We start from the raw sequence: 22,145 nt of genomic DNA on the forward strand, positions 1-22,145 counted from the left end.
GGCGGTGGCTACTCCGCCACCGCGTACACCTCGGCCGACCACAGGGAGATCCCGTACCGTGTCGCCCTCTTGTCGCCCTGGACGCGGACGAAGCGGGTGTCGCGGGCGTCCATGCCGATCGAGGCGCGGCCCTCGGTGCCGTGGTCGACCGTGGCCGCCGTGCGCCAGGTGCGGCCGTCGGCCGAGACCTGGACGCGGTACCGCGAGGCGTACGCCTCCTGCCAGCGCAGCACCACCCGGCCGACGCGCGCCGGCCGCGCCAGCTCCACCTGCCACCAGGCGCCGTCCTCGGCGGGGGAGGACCAGCGGGTGTCCCGCTCGCCGTCGTTCGCGGCGGACGCCGGGAAGTCGTCCGTCTCGTCGCCCGACGAGGACGCCGTGCCGGCGCGCGCGAGGTCGGGGCCCGCGGTGCGCGGGTAGGCGCGCAGGGTCAGCGTGCGCTCCTCCTCCCCGAAGGCGACGGTCACCCTGTACACGCCGGCGGGCGTGTCCGCGGGGACCTCGATCTCGACGGGCACGTCCACCGCGGTGCCGCGCGGCAGCGTCGACCTCTTCGGCACGCGCGCCCCGATGCCCGCGGGCGCCTCGACCCTCAGGCTGCCGTCGACGTCGGAGGGGCGCTGCGGCGTCAGCCGGGCCGTCACCCGCACCCGGCCGCCGAGTTCGACGTCCGCCTCGGGCTCCGGCAGCTCCAGGGATGCCTCGGGCGTGTCCGCGTACCAGGGGATCAGGTGCCGGACGCGGGCGGGCGCCGGGCCCGTGACGCGGACCGCGTCGGCGCGCAGGCCGCCCGTGACCGCGATCTCCGTCGCGCCGCCGGTGTCCAGGGCGCCGACGGGGAGCCAGCCCGCGTCCGGCAGGCGCACCTCGACCGTGCCGGTGGTGCCCGGGTCGGACAGCACGGTGACGGCGGACAGCGTGCGCGTGCGCGACAGGTGGACGGTGCGGCCGCCGGCGGCGGGGGCGCGGCCGGCCGCCGGTTCGCCGTCGATGCCCGACCACCGCTCGTACGCCTGTGCCGCGCGCTCCAGGAAGGGGTCCAGGACGCCCTCGCCGACCGTCACCCGGTCCGCCTTCAGCGCGCCGCGCAACTCCTTCAGGGTCAGGTACTCCCGCCAGGCCGCCGTGGTGTCGCCCGCGGACTGGGCGCCGAGCATGTCCACGGCGTGCTCGCCCGCCGCGCCGTAGCGCGCGAGCCGGTTCGCCCAGGGCGCCACCTCGGACGCGAGCGGGCCGCCCAGCCCGGCGGGCACGTCGCGCAGCACGCCGAACGCGGCGCGCAGCCGGCGGGCCGCCTCGCCGTCCGGCCCGGCACCGGCCGCCCCGGCGCGGTCCGCTCCGGTGCCGCCCGGCGCGGTGCCCGCCGCCGTGTCCGGCTCGGTGCGCGCCTGCCAGAACTCCTCGATCAGCGGCCGCAGGTACGCCGACTCCTCGCCGCCCAGGACGGACGAGGCGGCGTTCGCGGCCAGCGCCCGTACGGCCCGCCGGCGCCCGGAGTCGTCGCCCGCGAGGTCCTCGACGGCGGCCCGCCAGGACTCCTGGGGGCGGTAGGCGCGCGGGTTCCAGGCGTAGTCGGCGGCGGTGAACAGCGGGATGCGGGACGCCTCGGCCTGCTGCATCGCGTTGGCGAGCAGCGCGGCGGAACCGGCGGCCACGGCCGGCTCGCGGCCCGTGTAGGGGCCGAGGAAGATCCGGTCCTGCGCGTAGTCGTTGACCGGGTAGTTGTCCATGGTGACCAGCGGGTGCGCGAACGCCGAACGGGCCTCGGCCAGTTCACGGCCGGTGATGGTCCTCGGGACGACGCCCACGCCCGTCCAGGCCACCTCCACGTCCTCGCCCAGCGCGCCCGCCAGGGTCTTCCGGTACGCGGTCGCGCCGTCCTGGTAGTACTCGGTCGGCATCAGCGACAGCGCCGCCGCGCCCGGGTGGCGGGCCTTCAGGTGGCGGGCCACGGCGTTCGCGACCTCGGCGTGCGCCCGCGCGGCCGCCTCCGGGCCCGACCCGAACCGCCTCACGTCCTCCTCGCAGCCCCACTCGCTGTAGCTGACGTCCTGGAACTGGAGCTGGAAGGCGCGCACCCCCAGCGCCCACATCGCGTCCAGCTTGCGGTTCAGCGCCCGGACGTCGGCGGCGGAGGACAGGCACATCGCCTGGCCGGGGGCCACGGTCCAGGCCAGCGTCACGTGGTTGCGGCGGGCCCGGTCCGCCAGCTCGCGGAAGTCCGCGCGCTGGTTTGCCGGGTAGGCCTCGCGCCAGCGCGCCTGCCGGTAGAGGTCGTCGCCGGGCGCGTACAGGTAGCGGTTCTGCTTGGTGCGGCCCAGGAAGTCCAGCTGCGCCAGGCGCTGCTCCTGGGTCCAGGGCGTGCCGTAGAAGCCCTCGGTGACGCCGCGGACGGCGGCGACCGGCCAGTCGCGCACGACCACCCCGGTGACGCGGCGCCCGTCGAGGAGCTGCCGCAGCGTCTGCACCGCGTGGAACAGCCCGTCCCCGCCGACGCCCGCCATCGCGACCGTGTCCCGGCCGTCGACCCGGCCGACCGCGAGCCGGTAGCCGCCGGAGGGCAGGTCGGCGCGCGGCGTCGCGCCCAGCGCGGTGAGCGCCTTGTTCAGTACGGAGGTCCCCGCCGTCGACGGGGCGGCGGAGGAGCGCGGGCCGGGCACGCCGGCCGCACCGGGCCCCGGGGGGACCGTCCGCGTACCGATGGCGTGCGAACCGTCCTGCGCCGCGCTCCCCGGATGCCCGCCGAAGTCGTACGCCCCTCGTACGCTCCTGGCCGCCGTCTCGTCACCCGCACGGACCACCAGGGCGCCGGGCGGCAGCGGCTCGTCCTCGCCCAGGGTGACGACGCGCCGCGCCCCGGCCTCCGCCAGCAGCGTCCGCAGCGCCTCGACGGCGTACGGATCGGCCGCCTCGCCGGCGACCAGCGCGACCTCGTCGGTCACGGTGACCGCCGCACCGGTCGCGCGCAGCGACTGCGGGCGCGGCCACACCGCGGGCTGCGCGCTCCGCGCCGCCGGGTCCTCCGCCCGGCCATCGGGCGAGGCCGCCGGCGCCGTGCCGGGCGCCGCCGGCGCCGCGGCCGCGTCACCGGCCGCTCCGCCGAGCGCGCCCGCGACGACGGCGAACGCGAGCGCCGCCGCTCCTCCGCTGCGTCGGACCCGCACAGCCCCCTCCTCCGGCAGTTCGTCCCCCTGGTCCCGGACCCGCCGGAACGGCACGACGACACCACTGACCCGGTGGAGGTGTCAACGACAGTGGCCGATGTGCCGCGATTGCACCGAGGTGCCCCCGCCCCTGTGCGAAGAGTGACCGAACGTACGTGTTTGGTGATTGCCCCCGCGCGGCACAGAATGTGACCAGAGCCACGTTGCGCGTTCGGTCGCGTCTGCGAACGCGTCCATTGGGTAGGGCTGTCCACACCCGCGAAGCCGTACGACGACCTCACAGGAGGCCCCCGTGTCCGCATCGGCACAGCTTCTGCTCTCGGCACTCTCCAAACAGCCGGCGGGTCCGGACGTCGAGAACGTCCTGCCCGCCACCACCGACGTCGCACCCGACGTGTGCGTCTTCAGCGCCGAGGGGAACTGCGCCGAGACCCCGCTGACCAGCGAGCCGCCGATGTCCGACGCCGAGCCCCTGACCAGCGAACCGCCGCTCGCCGACGCGGCCCACCTGACCAGCGAGCCCGTCTCCGCCGGCGCCGCGGAACCCGGTCTCCACCTCGACTCCGACCCCTCGGGGATGTAGATGGCGCTGTCCCGGCTCGCCGCCCTGCACGGCGTCGCCACTTCCTACCAGCCCTCGCCGGACCGCACGGTGGAGGCCTCCGAGGCCGCCGTCGTCGCGGCGCTCGCCGCCCTCGGCGTCGACGCGAGCACGCCCGAGGCCGTGCAGGCGGCCCTGGACGCCGCGGAGGAACGGCGGCGCGGCCGGCTGCTGCCGCCGACCGTCGTGATCTGGAGCGCGACCGCGCCGCTGTCCGCGTCCGCGTCACCGCCCGGGCCCGCCGCGGACGAGACCGCGGCATCCGCCGCGCACGGGTCCGCTCCCGCCGCACATGGTCCCGCGACCGCCGCGGGCGGTCCCGCTTCCGTCGTCGGCGGGTCCGGGTCCGCCGCGGACGGTCCCGCGACCGGCGCCGACCCTCACACTTCCGCCGGTGGTTCCGCGTCCGTCGCGGACACCCCCGCTTCCGCCGCCGACGGGCCCGCGTCCGCCGCGGACGAGGCCGCCTCCGGCGCCGTCGGCTCCGCCTCCCCCGCCGGTGGTTCCGCCCCGTCCTCCGCAGGCGGCCCCGGGGATCCCGCGCCGCGCGACGAACTCCCCGCGGCCCTCACCGCGCTGCCGCCGGGCACCCGGCTGCGCGTCGAGACCGAGCAGGGCGACGTCCGCACCTCCGTCGAGGGGCTCCCGCTCGGCGTCCACCGCGTACGGGCCACCGCGCCCGACGGCCGGACCGCGGACGCCCACCTCGTCGTCGCCCCCGCCCGGCTGCCCGCGGCGCCCGGCCGCTCGTACGGGCTCCTCGTCCAGCTGTACTCCCTGTTCTCGTCCCGCTCCTGGGGCATGGGCGACCTCGGGGACCTGGCCGAGCTGAGCGCCTGGGCGGGACGGTCGCTCGGCGCCGGGTTCGTGCAGGTCAACCCGTTGCACGCGGCCGTGCCCGGCACGCCCACCGACCCCTCGCCCTACCGGCCGTCCTCGCGCCGCTACCCCGACCCCGTGCACCTGCGCGTCGAGGACGTCCCCGAGTACGCCTACCTCTCCGGCGACTCCCGCGCGCGCGTGCGGGCCCTCACCGAGCGGGCGGAGCGGCTGCGCGAGTCCGTGCTGCACAAGGGCACGCTGATCGACCGCGACGCCGTGTGGGACCTCAAGCGCCAGGCGCTGGAGCTGGTGCACGAGGTGCCGCTCGGGCCCGGCCGGCGCGCCGCCTACTGCGACTTCCTCGCCGACGAGGGCCGGGCCCTGGAGGACCACGCCACCTGGTACGCCCTCGCCGAGGAGTACGGCTCCGACTGGCAGAACTGGCCCGAGGGCCTGCGCGACCCGCGCTCGCCGCAGACCGCCCGGGCCCGCGGCGCGCTCCGGGACCGCGTCGACTTCCACTGCCGGCTCGCCTGGCTCACCGACGCCCAGCTCGGCGCCGCCCAGCGTGCCGCGCGCGACGCCGGCATGCCGATCGGACTCGTGCACGACCTGGCCGTCGGCGTGCACCCCGGCGGTGCCGACGCCTGGGCCCAGCAGGAGTTCTTCGCGGGCGGCATGTCGGTCGGCGCGCCCCCGGACGCCTTCAACGCCCGGGGCCAGGACTGGGGACTGCCGCCCTGGCGCCCCGACCGCCTCGCCGAGTCCGGCTACGCCCCCTACCGCCGGCTGCTGCGGGCGCTGCTCCGCAACGCGGGCGCCCTGCGCATCGACCACGTCATGGGCCTGTTCCGGCTCTGGTGGATCCCGCAGGGGCAGCCCCCGACGGAGGGCACGTACGTCCACTACGACGCCGAGGCCATGCTCGCCGTGCTCGCCCTGGAGGCGTACCGGGCGGGCGCCCTGGTCATCGGAGAGGACCTCGGCACCGTCGAGCCGGGCGTGCGCGAGACGCTGCAGAGGCGCGGCGTGCTCGGCACCTCCGTCCTGTGGTTCGAACGGGACTGGGAGCGCGACGGGCTGCCGCTGCCGCCCGAGCGCTGGCGCGCCGACTGCCTGGCCACCGCCACCACCCACGACCTGCCGTCCACCGCGTCCCGGCTCACCGGCGACCACGTCGAACTGCGGCACGGTCTCGGGCTGCTGACCCGGCCGCTGGAGGAGGAGCGCGCCGAGGCCGCCGCCGACGTGCGGGAGTGGCTGGCGGTGCTCAGCCGGCTCGGGCTCCTCCAAGGGGCCGGCGGCGGGCTCTCGCAGGCGTGCGAGGAGGCCCAGATCCAGGCCGTGCACCGGTTCCTGCTGCGCACCCCGGCCCGGATGGTCGGCGTCTGGCTGCCCGACGCGGTGGGCGACCGCCGGCCGCAGAACCTGCCGGGCACCTGGGACCAGTACCCGAACTGGCGGCTGCCGATCGCGGACGCCGACGGCCGCCCGGTCACGCTGGAGGAGCTCGCCGCCTCGCCCCGGCTGCACGCGCTGATCGACGTTCTGCGCGACCGTTCCGGCGACCGCGGCGGTCCCCGTACGGCACCCCCGGACGCGCGGGTCGATTAGGGGTTCGCTACTTTTGCACTGTGGACAAGAAGAACGCCCTGCGCGCCGGCGCCCTGGCCGCCGGTACGACGCTGATGATGCTGCTCATGTCGTCTCCCGCGCTCGCGCTGACGCGCGACGACGGCGACGACCCCGGCACGGGCCTGAGCGTGTTCGAGACGCTCGGCCTCTACGTCGTGGCGCCGCTGGCGCTCTTCGCGATCATCACCGGCCTGGTGATGGTCCTCGACCGTTCCACCGACCGCGAGCCGAAGTCGAAGACCGGCAAGGCGCAGGCCAGCAGGGCCTGACCGGCTGATCCGGCCGCTTCGGCCGATCCGGTGCCGGCCCGGCCGGCCCGGGGGTCTCCGCGGGAGCCGGGGCACCGGGTCCCGGCGGCAGTTCTCACGAGGGCGCCGTCCTCGCGTCCGTACGCGCATCCGCCGTACGGAGCGGGGGCGGCGCCCTCGGCGCTTGCCCGGCCCTGGTCCCGGCCCCTGCTCCGGCCCTGGTTCCTGCTCCGGTCCTGGGCCTGGTTCCTGCTCCGCTTCTGGTCCCCGTTCCGGTCCTGGTCCCTGACTCCGGTCCCGGGCGCGCGGGGCCGGCACGGCCGCGGGGCCGGGGGCCGCCACCGGGTCAGAGGGCCCCGCCCGGGTGCGGGGCCGTGAGGTAGCGCTGGACGGTGGGCGCCAGCCAGGCCACGACCTCCTCGCGGGCCAGCGCGACGGTGGGCGGGAACCGCAGGACGTACCGGGCCAGCGCCATGCCGAGCATCTGCGCTGCGGCGAGCGCGGCCCGCGCCGCCGCCTGCTCGGGGTCGGGGCAGACCTCCCGGGCGACCGGCAGCACCTGCTGCTCGAACATCGTGTGCCGGATGCGCTCGGCCCCGGCGGCGCCGGCGACGCCGACCCTGAGCAGGGCGACGAGGGCGTCGTTGCCCTCCCACAGGTCGAGGAAGTGCTCCACCAGGACCCGTCCGGCCTCCTCGGGCGCGAGGGAGCCGAGTTCCGGGAGCCGCAGGTCGAAGGAGGTGGCCGCGGCGAAGAGGCCCTCCTTGCTGCCGAAGTAGCGCATGACCATGGACGGGTCGATGCGCGCGTCCTTGGCGATGGCGCGGATGGTGGCCCGGTCGTAGCCGTCGGCGGCGAAGCGCTCGCGGGCCGCCGCGAGGATGGCGGTACGGGTGGCGTCGGAGCGGCGCACCGGGGCGGGAGGGGGATACGAGGGGGACGCGAGGGGCTGGGGAAGCTCTGAGGACGCAGGGGGCTCGGGTGACGGGGGCGCCGTGCGGGGCGGCGCCGGACGCTCGGTATCGGCCATGCCAACGAACGTATGCCAACGGCTGTTGACAGTCCAGTACGCCGGTCCTACGTTGGCCAACAGGTGTTGACCAACAATCGTTGGCATGAGGAGGTCCGCATGGACGGCACCCGCCCCCACCCGCCCACCCACCTGCCTGCCGGCTCCGGCTCCGGCGCCGGCATCGGCTCCGGTACCGGTACCGGAGCCGATGCCGGACACGGAGACGACCGCGCGCCGCGGGACCGGGAACGTCGCGCGCCCCGTCCGGCCCGGACGCCCCGACCGGCCCGGACCACCCGGACGGCTCAACCCGTCGACGGCGTCCGGACCGCCCGCACCGCCCCGGCGGTCCGGACGTCCCACCCCTCCCACCGCCCCCGGCGCGACCCCGTCGTCGTGGTGGGCGCCGGGCCCACCGGTCTGCTGCTCGCCGGGGACCTGGCCGAGGCCGGCGTCCCCGTGACGGTCGTGGAGAAGCGCCGCCATGAGATCAGCAACCTCTCCCGGGCCTTTGCCCTGCACGCCCGGACCCTGGAGCAGCTCGACGCCCGCGGCCTCGCCGACGAGCTGGAGGCGAAGGGGCAGCCCCTGGTCGACCTGCGCCTCTTCGCCGGGCTCCGGGTCGACCTCGGCACCGTGCGCTCCCGTTACCGCCACGTCCTCGTGATCCCGCAGTACGAGGTGGAGAAGGCCCTGGAGCGCCGGGCGGTCGCGGCGGGCGCGCGCTTCGCGTACGAGACCGAGGTGACCGGGCTGACGCAGGACGCCGACGGGGTGACGCTCCGGCTCAGGGCCCACGGACCGGACGGGACGGCACCGGAGCCGGGGGAGGAGCTGCGGGCCGCGTACGCCGTCGGGACGGACGGGATGCGCAGCCGGGTGCGCGAGGCGGTCGGGCTGCCCTTCCCCGGCCGCGCGGTGATCCGCTCGGTGGTCCTCGCGGACGTGCTCCTGGCCGAGCCGCCCCGGACGCTGCTCGCGGCCAGCGCCGTCGGCGACGCCTTCGCCTTCCTCGCCCCCTTCGGCGACGGCTACCACCGGGTGGTCGGCTGGCACCGCGGCCGGAACGTCCCCGACGGCGAACCGCTCGCCCTCGACGAGGTCAGGGAGATCACCCGGCTCGCCTTCGGGCACGACTTCGGCATGCACGACGCCCGCTGGATGTCCCGGTTCCACTGCGACGAACGGCAGGTGCCCGCGTACCGCGTCGGCCGGGTGTTCCTCGCCGGGGACGCCGCGCACGTGCACACCCCGGCGGGCGGGCTCGGCCTGAACACCGGGCTGCAGGACGCGGCGAACCTCGGCTGGAAGCTGGCCGCGGTGCTCGGCGGGCACGCCGGGGACGCCCTGCTGGACACCTACCAGGCCGAGCGGCACCCCGTCGGCCGGTCCGTGCTGCGCGTCAGCGGCGGGATCGTCCGGCTCGCGATGGCCAAGCACCCCTGGACGCGCGCGGCCCGCGCCGCCCTCGCGGCCGTCCTGAACCACGTCGGCCCCGCCCGCGCGCGGATGCTGGGCCGCGTCACGGCGCTCGGGTACGCGTATCCGGCGCCGCGCGGCTCCCACCCGCTGACCGGCCGCCGCGTACCGGACCTGGCCCTGGAGGGCGGCCGGTTGTACGAGGCGCTGCGCGGCGGGCGGTTCGTCCTGGTCACCCCGCTCGACGTGGACCCGGGCCCGCGCAAGGACCGGCTCGTGACGGCCCGCTGGGCGACCGGCCGGCGCACGACGCTCCTGGTCCGGCCCGACGGGTACGCGGCCTGGGCGGCACAGTCGCCGGACGCGGCGACGGTGGAACGGGCGCTGGCGGACGCCGTCGGCTGACGGCGGCGCCCGGCACCGCCTCCGCACACCGTCCCCGCCGTCGGCGCTCGACACCGTCTCCACCGCCGGCGTCGGCCGACCCTCGGCCACCCGGCGGACCTCGGCCACCGGGCGGATCTCGGCCACCCGGCGGACCCCGGTCACCCGGCGGGCCGGCACGGACGGGAGGGCCGGCGGGCTGTCGCGGGCGGAAAGGGCCGCAGACCGTCGCGGGCGGGGCGGGGCGGGGCGGGCGTGGCCCGTGGGGCGCCGGGGCCGGTGGTCCCGTCCGGCGGAGGCGCCCTTGACACTCTCCGCCGGCCAGCCGAGCCTTGACGAAGTGTGGCCGCGGGCCTCACTCCATGACGCGCAACACCCTTGTGCAGGAGAGGAGTTGGCGTGGCCGCCGAGACAGTGGACCGCCGTCCGGGGTACGAGGGGCACACGGCCGGCGGCGGTTCCCACGGTTCCTGACCGGGCCGGCGGCATGCGGGGCACCCCGTACCCCACCCTCGACGGCCTGGTGCGCGCGGCGCGGTCGCTGGTCGCGGCGCGGCCCGGCACCCTGCGGCTGCGCGTCGCGGGCACCTCGCGCGCCGGTGAGCCGCTGTGGCTGCTGTCGGCCGGACACGGGTCCAGACAGGTGCTGACGGTGGCCGGGGCGCACGCCAACGAGCCGGTCGGCGGGGCCTCCTCGCTGAGACTCGCGGGGGAGTTCGCCCGGGACCCGGCCGTCCTGGAGGCGCTCGACTGCACCTGGAACCTCCTGCTCTGCCTCGACCCGGACGGCACGCGGCTGGGGGAGCGGTGGATGACCGCACGGCCGCCCGGCGCACCGTCCTCCGAGCCGGAATCACATGAGCCGCATGAGCCGCATGAGCCGCATGAGCCGCAGGAACCGCAGGAACCGCAGGAACCGCAGGAACCGCAGGAACCGCAGGAACCGCGTGAGCCGTATGAGCTGCGCGGCTCGCACGAGCCGCGCGAGCCGTGGACGCCGACCGTCGAGGAGTACTTCCGCGGCTTCTACCGCCCCGACTTCGGGGGCCACCCGGAGTTCCCGCCCGCGGCGGGCGACCCGAGACCGCCCATCCCCGAGTCCCGGGCGCTGATGGCGCTGATCGACGACCTGCGGCCGGTCGTGCAGTTCTCCCTGCACGGCGTGGACGTAGGCGGATCCTTTCTGCAGCTGACCCGCTCCATGCCCGGCGTGCCGGAGGCGTTCCGCGCGGTCGTGGCGGAGCTGGGCGTCCCGCTGGAGCACCGGCCGTTCGACGGGATGGAGTGGTTCGTCGACAGCCCCGGTGTGCTGGTGCGGCCCGAGGGCGCACCGGACGACGACCGCGACCCGTCCGGCTTCACCTCCCAGTCGACCTGGCTGTACCCGATGCGGTACGGCGCGGTGTCGGCGGTGGTCGAGGCGCCGCTGTGGGGCGTCGCGGCGGTGGGCGACCCCAGTCCCGTCGCCGACCCCGAACGGGCGATCGCGCGGGCCGCGGACGTGCTGCTCAGCCGCACGAAGGAGCTGGAGGAGGCGCTCGGCGGCCGCGCCCACCGGCCGCCGCGCGACGCGCGGGGGACGCCGTACTACACCGCGGCCCGCGAGCTGATGGACATAGGGCCCGGTGTGGTCGGCACCTGGACCACCTACGACGCGCGCGGCCTCGGCGGCTCCGCGCTCGCCGCCACCGCGGGCAACGCCGCCTCCCTCGGCATCGCCGCCCGCCGTATCCCGCTGCGTGCGGTGGCGATGATGCGCCAGGCGTTCACGGACGCCCCCGAAGGCACCGCCGCCCTCGACGCGCTGGTCCGCGACTGGAGCCACGAGCTGACGACGACGTTCGGGGCCCGCTGGCTGCCCGTCCACCGCCAGACGTCCCTGCACCTGCGCACGATGCGGCACGTGGCCGCCCGCCTGCTGACGGGCCGTCCGCCCGCCCGATGACGTACCGCCCGCGCGCCCGGCGGTACGGGTGCGGGCCATCCGGCGGTACGGGCGGTACGGGCCGGCACGGGCGGAGTACGGGCGGTGCGAGTCGTACGGGCGAGGGGCGCCCGGTGTGCCCGGACGCCCCTCGCCCGCCGCTGACCGGTGTCCCTACTCCTGCGCCGCAGCCGCGTCCGCCGCCTGGGCCTTCAGGGCCCGCTCGACGCCGGCGCGCGCCTCGGAGACCAGCCGGCGCAGGGCCGCGTTCGGGCGGGCCCCGGCGAGCCAGACGTCCGTGCGGTCCAGGGTGTCCTCGGAGACCTGGACCGACGGGTACAGGCCGACCGCGATCTGCTGGGCCATCTCGTGGGAGCGGGACTCCCACACGGTCCCGACGGCCTCGAAGTACTTCTGCGCGTACGGGGCCAGCAGCTCGCGCTGGTCGGTCTGGACGAAGCCGCCGATCACGGCCTCCTGCACGGCGTTCGGCAGCTTGTCGGAGTCCACGACCGACGCCCAGGCCTCGGCCTTCGCCTCCGGGGTGGGCCGGGCGGCGCGGGCCGTGGCCGCGTGCCGCTCGCCCGCCGCCGTCCGGTCGCGCTCGTACTCGGCCGCGATCTCCGCCTCGTCGAAGCGCCCGGCCGCCGCGAGCCGCTCCACGAACGCCCAGCGCAGCTCGGTGTCGACGGCCAGCCCCGCCACGCTCTGCGAGCCGTCGAGCAGCGCCTCCAGCAGGTCGAGCTGCTCCGGCGTGCGGGCGGTCGCCGCGAACGCCCGCGCCCAGGCCAGCTGGTGGTCGCTGCCCGGCTCGGCCGAGCGCAGGTGCGCCAGCGTCGCGTCCGTCCAGCGGGCCAGGCCGGTCTCGCGCCAGGCGGGGTCGGCGTACAGGTCCAGGGCCAGCTTCACCTGTCGGTGCAGCGACTGGACCACGCCGATGTCCGACTCCTTGCCGATGCCGGACAGCACCAGCGACAGGTAGTCGCGGGTGGCCAGCTCGCCGTCGCGCACCGTGTCCCAGGCCGACGCCCAGCACAGCGCGCGCGGCAGCGACTCCGCGAAGTCGCCGAGGTGCTCGGTGACGTAGGAGAGGGACTTCTCGTCGAGGCGGACCTTGGCGTACGACAGGTCGTCGTCGTTGAGCAGGACGACCGCCGGGCGGCGCTTGCCGACCAGCTCGGACACGGCGGTGATCTCGCCGTCGACGTCCAGTTCGACGCGCTCGCCGCGCACCAGCCGCCCGCTCTCCGGGTCGGCGTCGTAGAGGCCGATCGCGATGCGGTGCGGGCGCAGGGTCGGCTCGCCCTTGGCGCCGGCGGGCAGTGCGGGGGCCTCCTGGCGGACCGCGAAGGACGTGATGACGCCGTCGGCGTCCGTCTCGATCTCCGGGCGCAGGACGTTGATGCCGGCCGTCTCCAGCCACTTGCGCGACCAGGTCTTCAGGTCGCGCCCTGAGGTCTCCTCCAGTGCGCCCAGCAGGTCGCCCAGGCGCGTGTTGCCGTACGCGTGGGCCTTGAAGTACGCCTGCACGCCGCGGAAGAACTCGTCCTCGCCCACGTAGGCGACGAGCTGCTTGAGCACGGAGGCGCCCTTGGCGTACGTGATGCCGTCGAAGTTGACGAGCACGTCGTCGAGGTCGCGGATGTCCGCCATGATCGGGTGCGTGGACGGCAGCTGGTCCTGCCGGTACGCCCAGGTCTTCATGGAGTTGGCGAAGGTGGTCCAGGAGTGCGGCCAGCGGGACCCGGGCGCGTACGCCTGGCAGGCGATCGAGGTGTAGGTGGCGAACGACTCGTTCAGCCACAGGTCGTTCCACCACTCCATGGTCACGAGGTCGCCGAACCACATGTGGGCCAGCTCGTGCAGGATGGTCTCGGCCCGCGTCTCGTACGCGGCGTCGGTCACCTTGGAGCGGAAGACGTACTGGTCGCGGATGGTGACGGCGCCCGCGTTCTCCATCGCGCCCGCGTTGAACTCCGGCACGAAGAGCTGGTCGTACTTGGCGAAGGGGTACGCGTAGTCGAACTTCTCCTGGAACCAGTCGAAGCCCTGCCGCGTCACCTCGAAGATCGCGTCGGAGTCGAGGTGCTCGGCGAGCGAGGGGCGGCAGTAGATGCCGAGCGGCACCGAGCGGCCGTCCTTCTCGTACACGCTGTGGACGCTGTGGTACGGGCCCGCGATCAGCGCGGTGATGTACGACGAGATCCGCGGCGTCGGCTCGAAGACCCAGACGTCGTCCTTGGGCTCCGGGGTCGGCGAGTTGGAGATCACGGTCCAGCCGCTGGGCGCCTTCACGGTGAACTGGAAGGTGGCCTTCAGGTCCGGCTGCTCGAACGACGCGAAGACGCGGCGGGCGTCCGGCACCTCGAACTGCGTGTAGAGGTAGGTCTGGCCGTCGACCGGGTCGACGAAGCGGTGCAGGCCCTCACCGGTGTTGGTGTAGGCGCAGTCGGCCACCACGCGCAGCTCGTTGCGGCCCGCCAGCAGTCCCGGCAGCGCGATCCGCGAGTCCGCGAAGACCTCGGCCGGGTCCAGCGCGTCGCCGTTGAGGGTCACCTCGAGGACGGCGGGGGCGACCAGGTCGATGAAGGACGAGGCGCCGTCCTCGGCGGACTCGAAACGCACCGTGGTCACGGAACGGAAGGTGCCCTCGCCCTCGCCGGACCCGCCCCGGGCACCGGAGAGGTCGAGTTCGACCTCGTACGAATCCACGGTGAGCAGCTTCGCCCGCTGCTGCGCCTCTTCGCGGGTCAGGTTTGTGCCAGGCACGCGGTCATCTCCTCGTTATGTGACGGTTGCGCCATCCTTCCACGCCGTCCCGCCCGACGCGATGTCCGTTTCCCGCCGGTGCCAGGCGTCGCCGCGCGCCAGCCTGAGGCCATGACCACGTACACCGCACGCCCCATCGCCCCGGACGTCCTGGAGGAGCTGCGCGTCACCGACGACGCGGGCCGCCCCTGCGCCGCGTACACCGCCGAGGAGGGCGGCGAACCGCTGCGCTGCTGCCTGCGCCCCGCGCGGCCCGGCGAGCGCGTCGCCCTCGTCTCCTACGCCCCGCTGCGCCGCTGGGCCGCGGCGACGGGGGCCGCGCCCGGCGCGTACGACGAGCAGGGTCCCGTCTTCATCCACGCCGGCGCCGGGGAGTGCGCGGGGCCGCAGGCCGGAGCGGAGGGCTACCCGTTCGCGCGGCCCGGCGCCCTGCGCACCGTGCGCCGCTACGACGCCGCGGGCCGGATCGTCGGCGGCCGCCTCCTGGAGATCCCGCAGGCGGCCGGGGAAGGGTTCGACCGGGCCTTCGCGGAGGCCTTCGCCGATCCGGAGGTGGCCCTGGTCCACGTCAGGGCGGTGGAGTACGGCTGCTTCCACTTCGAGGTGCGCAGGCCGTGAGACGCGGGCCGCGGGGCGCGGGCCCGGAACGGCGGGCGGGTCCCGGAACGGCGGGCGGGCCGTGGCACCCGCGTGCCACGGCCCGCCCGGGGACGGCCGGGGTCAGGCGACCGGCTCGGTGCGGGCGGACAGCTCCGCCGCGACCAGCTCCGCGATCTGCACCGCGTTCAGCGCGGCGCCCTTGCGGAGGTTGTCGTTGGAGATGAACAGGGCCAGGCCGTGCTCCACGGTCTCGTCCGCGCGGATGCGGCCCACGTACGAGGGGTCCTGGCCCGCCGCCTGCAGCGGGGTCGGGATGTCGGTGAGGGCGACGCCGGGGGCGCCCGCCAGCAGCTCGGTGGCGCGCTCGACGCTGACCGGCCGGGCGAAGCGGGCGTTGACCTGGAGGGAGTGGCCCGAGAACACCGGCACGCGCACGCAGGTGCCCGACACCTTCAGCTCCGGGATCTCCAGGATCTTGCGGGACTCGTTGCGGAGCTTCTGCTCCTCGTCCGTCTCGTTCAGGCCGTCGTCGACGATGCTGCCCGCCATCGGCAGCACGTTGAAGGCGATGGGCCGCTTGTAGACGTCCGGCTCGGGGAAGTCGACCGCGCCGCCGTCGTGGGTGAGCTTGTCGGCGTCGGCGACCACCTTCTGGGCCTGGCCGTGCAGCTCGGCCACGCCGGCCAGGCCGGAGCCGGACACCGCCTGGTAGGTGGCGACGACCAGCGCCTCCAGGCCGGCCTCCTCGTGCAGCGGCTTGAGGACCGGCATCGCGGCCATCGTCGTGCAGTTCGGGTTGGCGATGATGCCCTTGGGGCGGTCCGCGATCGCGTGCGGGTTGACCTCGGAGACGACCAGCGGGACCTCGGGGTCCTTGCGCCAGGCCGAGGAGTTGTCGATCACGACCGCGCCCTGCGAGGCGACCTTCTCGGCGAGCGCCCTGGACGTGGCGCCGCCCGCGGAGAACAGCACGATGTCCAGGCCGGTGTAGTCGGCCGTGGAGGCGTCCTCCACCGTCACGCCGTCGACGACCGACCCGGCCGAACGGGCCGAGGCGAACAGGCGCAGCTCGGTGACCGGGAAGTCCCGCTCCACCAGGATCCTGCGCATGACCGTGCCGACCTGACCGGTGGCTCCGACGATTCCGACCTTCACGGCGACTCCTCTGTGCCTTCTCGTTATGTGGCCCGCGGCTCCATGATGCGTCTCCTCCCGGCATGCCTGTCCAATTCTTTGCCCGGGACTCCCGAGGAGTGGGACGGACGGTGTGACCTGCGCCTCCCAACCCCCTTGGCACACCGGGAGCGCGCCGGGCGGACGCCCGTGGATGTGATCTGCGCCTCGGCCGAACGTTCCGGGCCGCCGCCGCGTCGTAGGAGGGACGCGGGGAGGGGAGGACGGCTGTGCTGCGCGGAAGAACACGGCGTGGACCGGGGGCGGGGAGCTCCGGCGGCCCGGCGGGGGAGGGTCCCGCCGGGCCGCCGGCGGAGGATCCGCTGGACGCGGCCCAGGAGAGCCGGGTGCGGGCGGTGCTCGCGCTCGGCGGGGTGCCGCACGCGGACCTGCCGGACGGGGTGCAGCAGGTCCGGCTGCGGCTCCTGGAGCGGGCCGCGAGCGGGCGCGAGGCGCCGCGCGACGTGTCGGCGTGGGCGGCCGTCGTCGCCTCCAACCTGGCGATGGACTGGCACCGGGCCCGGCGCCGCCAGGAGCGCGTGGGGGAGCGGCTGGCTTCGCTGCGGCAGTGGGAGCACGCCCCGGGCGACGACTCCCGCGAGCTGTCGCTCGCCGTGGCCCACGGCCTGGACGAGCTGCCCGCCGCCCAGCGGCAGGTGCTCGTGCTGCGCTTCTACGCCGACCTGACCGTCCGCGCCATCGCGGCGGAGCTGGGCGTTCCGGAGGGGACGGTCAAGAGCAGGCTGCACACGGCGGTCCGCGCCCTGCGGACCCGCCTGCACGAGGACGAGGTGGTGTGACGTGGCCGGGAACGAGCGCCATGCGGCCGTGGACGCACTGCTGGCCGCGATCACCGGCGAACCCCTGCCGGAGGACCTGCGCGACGACCCCGCCGCCCTGGCGGAGCACCGCAGGGCGGCGACGGACGTGGCGCTGCTGCGCGAGCAGCTGACCCTGCTGGGGGACGCGCTGGCGGCGCCCGCGCCGGAGGCACCGCGGGCACCGGACGGACCCGCCGCACCGGCGGAGCCGGTGAGACCCACCGGACCGACGGCACCGGCCGAGCCGGCGGCGTCGGCGGTGACCGGAGCGTCGGCCGAGCCGGGCGCATCGGGGGCTTCCGGCGGGCCGGTCCCTCCGACCGAACCGACCGGACCGGCCGAACCGGCCGGCCCGCGGCGTCGTTCCGCCGCGCGTCCGCCCGCCGGGAAGCCGCGGGGCGCGGGGCGGCCGGCCGGGCCGTCCGGGCGGCGGGGCCGGCGCGGTGCGCGCCTGCTCCTCGGCGCCGGTGCCGCGAGCGCGGCCGCCGTGCTGCTCGGCGGTCTGGCGTGGCTGGGCGTACAGGGCGGCACCTCGCAGGGCGGGGGCGCAGGGAGTTCGGCCGCGCAGGCCGACAGCGGCACGAGCGGCGCCAAGCTGTCCCAGGAGGGCCTGATCGCCTGTGCGCGGCTCGTCGTGGAGGGCACGGTCGTACGGGTGGAACCGGTGCCGCAGGAGCGCCGCGACCGGATCACGCTGCGGGTGACGCGCTACTACAAGCCGTCCTCGGGACCCGAGGAGGTGGTCTTCCCGGTGGACCGCGACGCCGGCCCCCGGCTGGAGGAGGGGGACCGGACGCTGGTCACCGTCCCGGTGGACGGCGCCGAGCCGGTCGACCGGGCCGTCGGCCGGGACCTCGCGTCGCGGCGCGACTCCGTGCTCCGGGCGCTGCCCGGAAGCCGCGGCCTGACCTGCGACGGAGGCCCCGGCCCCACCGAGTGAGCGGGTGCTTGCCCAGTGGGCGGGTGACCGTCGAGTGGGCGGGTGTCCGTCGAGTGGGCGGGTGTCCGTGCGGCACGACGAGGGCGGGCGCCCGTTCCCGGACGCCCGCCCCTTCGTTCACCGTGTGCTAGCGGGTCACGGCGTGACCTCGCCGATGGCGACGCTGCCGGTGCCCGCGACCGTGCCGTGGGCGTTCACCAGCTGCACCCGGCCGAAGAACTCGCGTCCCTCGGGGGCCGGGGCCGCGGCCACGACCTGGGCGGACACCGTCGCCGAGGCGCCGGTGGCGAGCTTCACCGAGGTCGACCCGTCGACCTTCACCTCACCGAGCGCGGAGGAGAAGAACACGTCGAGGTAGTCGTACACGGTGGAGCCGGCCGGGACCGCGTAGCCCACGACCTCGACGGTGTACGTGCCGGCGGCCGGGGAGGCGACCGAGACGGCCTCCTCGGAGTCGCCGTCCGCGGACTGCCCGACGAGGGCGCCCGCGGCGTCGTAGACCGCCAGGTCCAGGTCGGCGCCCGTGTCGGAGACGTTGCCGATGGCCACGTCGAGCGACTCCGCGCCCGCGGGCACCTCGACCGTGGTCGTCTGCGTCGCGCCCTCGCCGATCGTCGGCCGCGCGGCCTTCGAGGAGCCCAGCGGGCCGCCCTTCAGGGAGCCGTCGATCGCGGCGAAGCCGTTCTTCACCGTCCAGGAGACGTCGGCCGGCGTGCCCGCCTTGATCTCGGGCACCTTCACGACCTCCGGGTCGAAGGTCGCGCCGAGCACGGAGACGTCCAGCTCGTACGGGTTGTCGAGCACCGGCGAGGTGCGGCGCGACTCGACCTCGATCTCCCAGACGCCCGGCTGCGGGTCCTCGTAGGAGCGCACGTCGGGCTTGCAGCCGTTGCCGTCGAGATAGTTGTTGTAGCAGTACGGCGTGGAGGTGTTGTCCACCGGAGTGCCGTACGGGTGGATGGCGATGAAACGGGTCTGGCTGTCCTTCTTCAGCCCGCCGATGGCCACCTCCAGCGTCTTCGCGCCCTCGGGGACGGTCACGAAGTACGACTTGGAGCTGTTGCGCTGCACGGAGCCGGACGCCGCGTAGCTGTACTCCAGCGGGGCCGAGACCACGACGGTCGACATGACCTGCTTGTCGACGCCCACGGTCAGCGGGTCGTCGACCTCCAGGATCGCGCTGCTCAGACCGGCCGCCTTCGGCTCGGCCTCGACCTTGACGGTGACGGCCTTGTTCAGCGGCAGCAGCACGGTGGACGGGCCGACGACGCGGAACGTGCCGCCGGCGTTGTTCACCAGGCGCAGCTTGTGCAGCAGCGCGAGCTTCGAACCGGTGGTGCGGGTGATGGTGACCTCGTAGGTCTTCTTCTGCCCGGCCTTCAGACCGCCCTCGCGGTCGTAGATGCCGGTGCCGAAGCCGGGGGTCTCCAGGGCGTAGTCGATCGCGGTGTCGACCGGGGCCTTGACCGTGTAGTCGTGCGCGTCGGCGCCGATCCGGGCGAGCTGGATCGACTTCCAGGCGTCCACGATGTCGATCAGGCCCGCGCCCTCCTCGTACGCCTGCACACCGTCGATGTGCTTCGCGGTGGAGGTCAGGGCGGTGCGCAGCTCGGCCGGGGTGAGGTCGATGCGCTTCTGCTCGGCGGCGCTCAGCAGCAGGGCCGAGGCGCCCGCGGCCTGCGGGGAGGCCATCGAGGTGCCCTGGAGCATGGAGTAGCCGGCCGGCAGGGAGTAGCCCGCCTCGGCGACCGGGCCGCCGGGCAGCCAGGTCTGCGTGGTGTTGATCGCCGCGCCGGGCGCGGTCAGGGTCGGCGTGAACCCGCCGTCCTCACGCGGACCGCGCGAGGAGAAGGGCATCATCGCGTACTTCTTCTCGACGGCCGAGCCGTAGTTGGCCGCCCAGGTCTCCTTGGAGATGGAGGCGCCGACCGAGATGACCTTGTCGGCGAGGCCCGGGTCGCCGATGGTGTTCGCGCCGGGGCCCGAGTTGCCCGCGGAGATCACCAGCTGGACGCCGTAGGTGTCGATGAGACGCGTGTAGAGCTCGGCGCGCGCGTTGTTGCCGTCGTTCAGCGCGGGCAGGCCGCCGATGGACATGTTGACGATGTCGACGCCGCGGTTGGCGACGAGGTCGATCATGCCCTCGGTGAGCGCGACGTTGGTGCAGCCGCCGGTCCAGGTGCAGGCGCGCGAGGAGACGATCTTGGCGCCGGGGGCGGCGCCGTTCATCGCGCCGCCGAACAGGCCGTTGGCCGCGGTGATGCCCGCGACGTGCGTGCCGTGCTCGGACTCGATGACGCCGATGTTGACGAAGTCGGCGGTCCTGCCGACCCAGTCGCCCCCGTAGGGGTCCATCGGGACGTCCTTGCGGATCTCGACGACGAACGGCTGGCGCTCGACGACGTCCGTCTTCGGGTCGTCGGTGCCGAAGTACCCGATCCGGAAGCCGTCCTTGTACGGCTTCATCGGCTCGTCGTCGCCGAAGTCGTTGTTGTTGTTCAGGTCGACGCGGACCGTGCCGGCCTTCGCGTCGTACAGCACGCCCCAGGAGTCCGTGGTGTCGCCGTCGCGGTTGGCGTCGCCGGCCGCGTCGCCGCCGGCGGTGTACGACTCGCGGAAGGAGCTGATCCGGTACGAGCCCGCGGGCGCCTTCCAGGTCTGCCCGCCGTAGGTGAAGGAGGACCCGGAGACCGAGGTCACCATCGGGCGCCAGGTCTGGTCGCTGTCGACGATCGGGTCGGTGGCGGTCACCCAGTCGACGATCTTGCGCTCGCCGGTCGTCGTCCTCTGCAGCGCCGGGTGGCCGAGGTCGACGCCGGAGTCGAGGATGCCGATGGTGACGCCGCGGCCGTCGGCCTTCGGGTTCTTCTTCACGAAGTCGACGGCGCCCGTCTCGAAGGACGGGTTGTACGGGTTCTTCGCGGGCGTCTTCCGGTCCGGCGCCGCGTAGGTGCCCGACGTGGTGGACTTCTCGGCGCCCTTGGCGGTGTCGGCGCTCGGCGTCGGGTCGTCGAGCTCGATCTCCTGGCGCAGGTCGATGCCGTGCACGGAGGAGAGCTTCGCGGCGGCCGCGATGGCCGCGTCCGCCTTGCCCGTCGGGACGGTGGCGCGGACGTAGCCGAGCTTGTCGTAGGTCCGGCCCACGGAGCCGCCCTTGACCGCGTCCAGCTTCCCGGCGACCTCCTTGGTCGCGCCGGGGGCCGTGGCGATCATCATGGTGACGTTCTTGTCGCCGTTGGCCTTGGCCTCGGCGAGGGCGTCGGCGTCGGCCGAACCGAGCTTGTCGGCCGCGGACTTGACGGTCGGGTCGGCCGGCGGGGTGTCGGTACCCGCGGCGTAGGCCATGGGTATGGGTCCGGCCGCGGCCAGCGCGGCCACCAGGCCCGCGGCCACGGCTATGCGTGCCGCGCGTCTCGCGCCCGTGCCGGGGGCGCTCTGAGGGTCGGGAGTCATCTGCATCCCTTGAGGTGAAGGAACGACGGGTGACGATCGGTTCGATCGCGAGGGTCCGGAATGTGAACCCGGATGACGGATCAGCCTTGTCCACAGCGTGGCCCTTTGGGGAGAGGTGACCGTGGCGGAATTGAGCCATGGCGTACTTCCGCCATCGGGCATGGGCCCGATGTCCTGCGATAACGCCATCTGTCCCCGGATACTGGCGGATGGGCGACTCCGCCGCGTGCCGGTCCACCGGCTCCGGCACGAGACGGCTCCCGGCTCCCGGCTCCGTCGGCCGCGGGCCGGCTCCGTCCGTGGACGGCCGGTCGCCCGTCGGACGCACGGAAGCCGGTCGGCGGCCCCGTCCGGAACCCCGGCCGGAGCCACCGGCCACCGCACCGTCCGCCGGCCACAGGACCGCATGCCGGCCACAGGACCGCATGCCGGCCACTGCACCGTCCGCCGGCCGACGCGTGCCCGGCCGGGCCGGGCCCTCGGCCGAGGGCGTCGGCGGCGGTGAGCCGGTCGGGCACCGGCCGCCGGGCGCGGGGTGCGGCTGGTCCGATCCCCTCTCGCCGTCCCGCTCCCTGCCGTAGCGTCGCTCCATGCACAAGGAGTTGAGGGTGGCGGCCTACGCCATATGCGTGCGGGACGGGCAGCTGCTGCTCGCGCGCTGGGTGGCCCGCGACGGGAGCAGACGCTGGACGCTGCCCGGCGGCGGCATGGAGCACGCCGAGGACCCGTACGACACCGTGGTCCGCGAGGCCGCGGAGGAGACCGGGTACGCGGTGGAGCCGGTCGCGCTGCTCGGCGTCGACTCGATCCGGCGCCGCTACCCGCGCCGCATGGGCACGTACGCCGACTTCCACGGGCTGCGGCTCGTCTACGAGGCCCGCGTCACCGGCGGTGAGCTGCGCCACGAGACCGGCGGCTCCACCGACATGGCCGCCTGGCACCCCCTGGACACGGTGCCGGAGCTGGAGAGGGTGGGGCTCGTCGACGTCGGCCTGGAGCTGTGGCGGCGGCGCCCGGCGGTCGGGCGGACCGCCCCCGGCGCCTAGGACCCCTGCCCCGGCGGATGAACGCGCGGTGACCGCCTCCCGGCGACTTCGGGGAGAGCCGGTGGACGCCGGGGAGGGCGGAGATCCACGTACGGCGATCGGCGCCGCTCGTTGCCGCCGCGTTCACGTCCAGG

Annotated in this window: 14 protein-coding genes; 9 read left to right on the top strand and 5 right to left on the bottom strand. The window is 75.2% G+C overall.

Going from position 1 to position 22,145, the window contains the following annotated elements; all coding sequences use genetic code 11:
* Positions 1-8 precede the first annotated feature (8 nt).
* Positions 9-3,164, bottom strand: coding sequence for a glycoside hydrolase family 84 protein (locus tag IE271_RS00085; RefSeq protein WP_229919055.1), 3,156 nt, complete (start codon positions 3,162-3,164; stop codon positions 9-11).
* Positions 3,165-3,456: 292 nt separating this feature from the next.
* Between IE271_RS00085 and IE271_RS00090 the strand changes: the two genes are divergently transcribed.
* The 3 genes from IE271_RS00090 to IE271_RS00100 are packed head-to-tail and all read left to right on the top strand — an operon-like array spanning position 3,457 to position 6,491.
* Positions 3,457-3,747 carry a hypothetical protein gene (locus IE271_RS00090; RefSeq protein WP_190188004.1) on the top strand — a complete coding sequence of 97 codons (291 nt, stop codon included), beginning with the start codon at positions 3,457-3,459 and terminating at the stop codon, positions 3,745-3,747.
* On the top strand, positions 3,748-6,201 hold the full coding sequence (malQ, locus tag IE271_RS00095) for a 4-alpha-glucanotransferase (protein WP_190188005.1): 2,454 nt from the start codon (positions 3,748-3,750) through the stop codon (positions 6,199-6,201).
* Between the two features lie 20 nt (positions 6,202-6,221).
* Entirely contained in the window at positions 6,222-6,491 is a 270-nt protein-coding gene (locus IE271_RS00100) for a hypothetical protein (RefSeq protein ID WP_190188006.1), read from the top strand.
* Between the two features lie 325 nt (positions 6,492-6,816).
* Here IE271_RS00100 and IE271_RS00105 read toward each other — a convergent pair whose 3' ends face one another.
* Positions 6,817-7,500, bottom strand: a complete 684-nt coding sequence (locus tag IE271_RS00105; protein ID WP_190188007.1) for a TetR/AcrR family transcriptional regulator — start codon at positions 7,498-7,500, stop codon at positions 6,817-6,819.
* Between the two features lie 99 nt (positions 7,501-7,599).
* On the opposite strand from IE271_RS00105, the gene IE271_RS00110 reads away from it, so the two are divergent.
* Both IE271_RS00110 and IE271_RS41585 read left to right on the top strand, forming a co-directional pair.
* Complete coding sequence (locus IE271_RS00110) at positions 7,600-9,306, top strand: FAD-dependent monooxygenase (RefSeq protein WP_229919056.1); 1,707 nt, start codon at positions 7,600-7,602, stop codon at positions 9,304-9,306.
* Positions 9,307-9,772: 466 nt separating this feature from the next.
* On the top strand, positions 9,773-11,230 hold the full coding sequence (locus IE271_RS41585) for a M14 family zinc carboxypeptidase (protein ID WP_229919057.1): 1,458 nt from the start codon (positions 9,773-9,775) through the stop codon (positions 11,228-11,230).
* A 153-nt stretch (positions 11,231-11,383) separates the two neighbouring features.
* Here the strand turns inward: IE271_RS41585 and pepN are convergent, their stop codons facing one another.
* On the bottom strand, positions 11,384-13,978 hold the full coding sequence (gene pepN / locus IE271_RS00120) for an aminopeptidase N (protein ID WP_190188008.1): 2,595 nt from the start codon (positions 13,976-13,978) through the stop codon (positions 11,384-11,386).
* A gap of 111 nt (positions 13,979-14,089) precedes the next feature.
* Between pepN and IE271_RS00125 the strand changes: the two genes are divergently transcribed.
* Positions 14,090-14,596: a DUF1203 domain-containing protein gene (locus IE271_RS00125; RefSeq protein ID WP_190188009.1), complete on the top strand. Its 507-nt coding sequence runs from the start codon at positions 14,090-14,092 to the stop codon at positions 14,594-14,596.
* A 102-nt stretch (positions 14,597-14,698) separates the two neighbouring features.
* Here IE271_RS00125 and IE271_RS00130 read toward each other — a convergent pair whose 3' ends face one another.
* Positions 14,699-15,733, bottom strand: a complete 1,035-nt coding sequence (locus tag IE271_RS00130) for an aspartate-semialdehyde dehydrogenase (RefSeq protein ID WP_190188010.1) — start codon at positions 15,731-15,733, stop codon at positions 14,699-14,701.
* Between the two features lie 248 nt (positions 15,734-15,981).
* Here IE271_RS00130 and IE271_RS00135 point away from each other — a divergent pair, with 248 nt between their 5' ends.
* Positions 15,982-16,551, top strand: coding sequence for a sigma-70 family RNA polymerase sigma factor (locus IE271_RS00135; protein WP_373308671.1), 570 nt, complete (start codon positions 15,982-15,984; stop codon positions 16,549-16,551).
* A gap of 1 nt (position 16,552) precedes the next feature.
* Positions 16,553-17,512, top strand: a complete 960-nt coding sequence (locus IE271_RS00140; protein WP_190188011.1) for a hypothetical protein — start codon at positions 16,553-16,555, stop codon at positions 17,510-17,512.
* A 135-nt stretch (positions 17,513-17,647) separates the two neighbouring features.
* Here the strand turns inward: IE271_RS00140 and IE271_RS00145 are convergent, their stop codons facing one another.
* Positions 17,648-20,965, bottom strand: a complete 3,318-nt coding sequence (locus tag IE271_RS00145) for a S8 family serine peptidase (RefSeq protein WP_190188012.1) — start codon at positions 20,963-20,965, stop codon at positions 17,648-17,650.
* 590 nt (positions 20,966-21,555) lie between these two features.
* Here IE271_RS00145 and IE271_RS00150 point away from each other — a divergent pair.
* On the top strand, positions 21,556-22,011 hold the full coding sequence (locus IE271_RS00150; protein WP_190188013.1) for an NUDIX hydrolase: 456 nt from the start codon (positions 21,556-21,558) through the stop codon (positions 22,009-22,011).
* Positions 22,012-22,145 lie beyond the last annotated feature (134 nt).

This window comes from Streptomyces minutiscleroticus (assembly GCF_014650875.1).
GTDB lineage: Bacteria > Actinomycetota > Actinomycetes > Streptomycetales > Streptomycetaceae > Streptomyces > Streptomyces minutiscleroticus.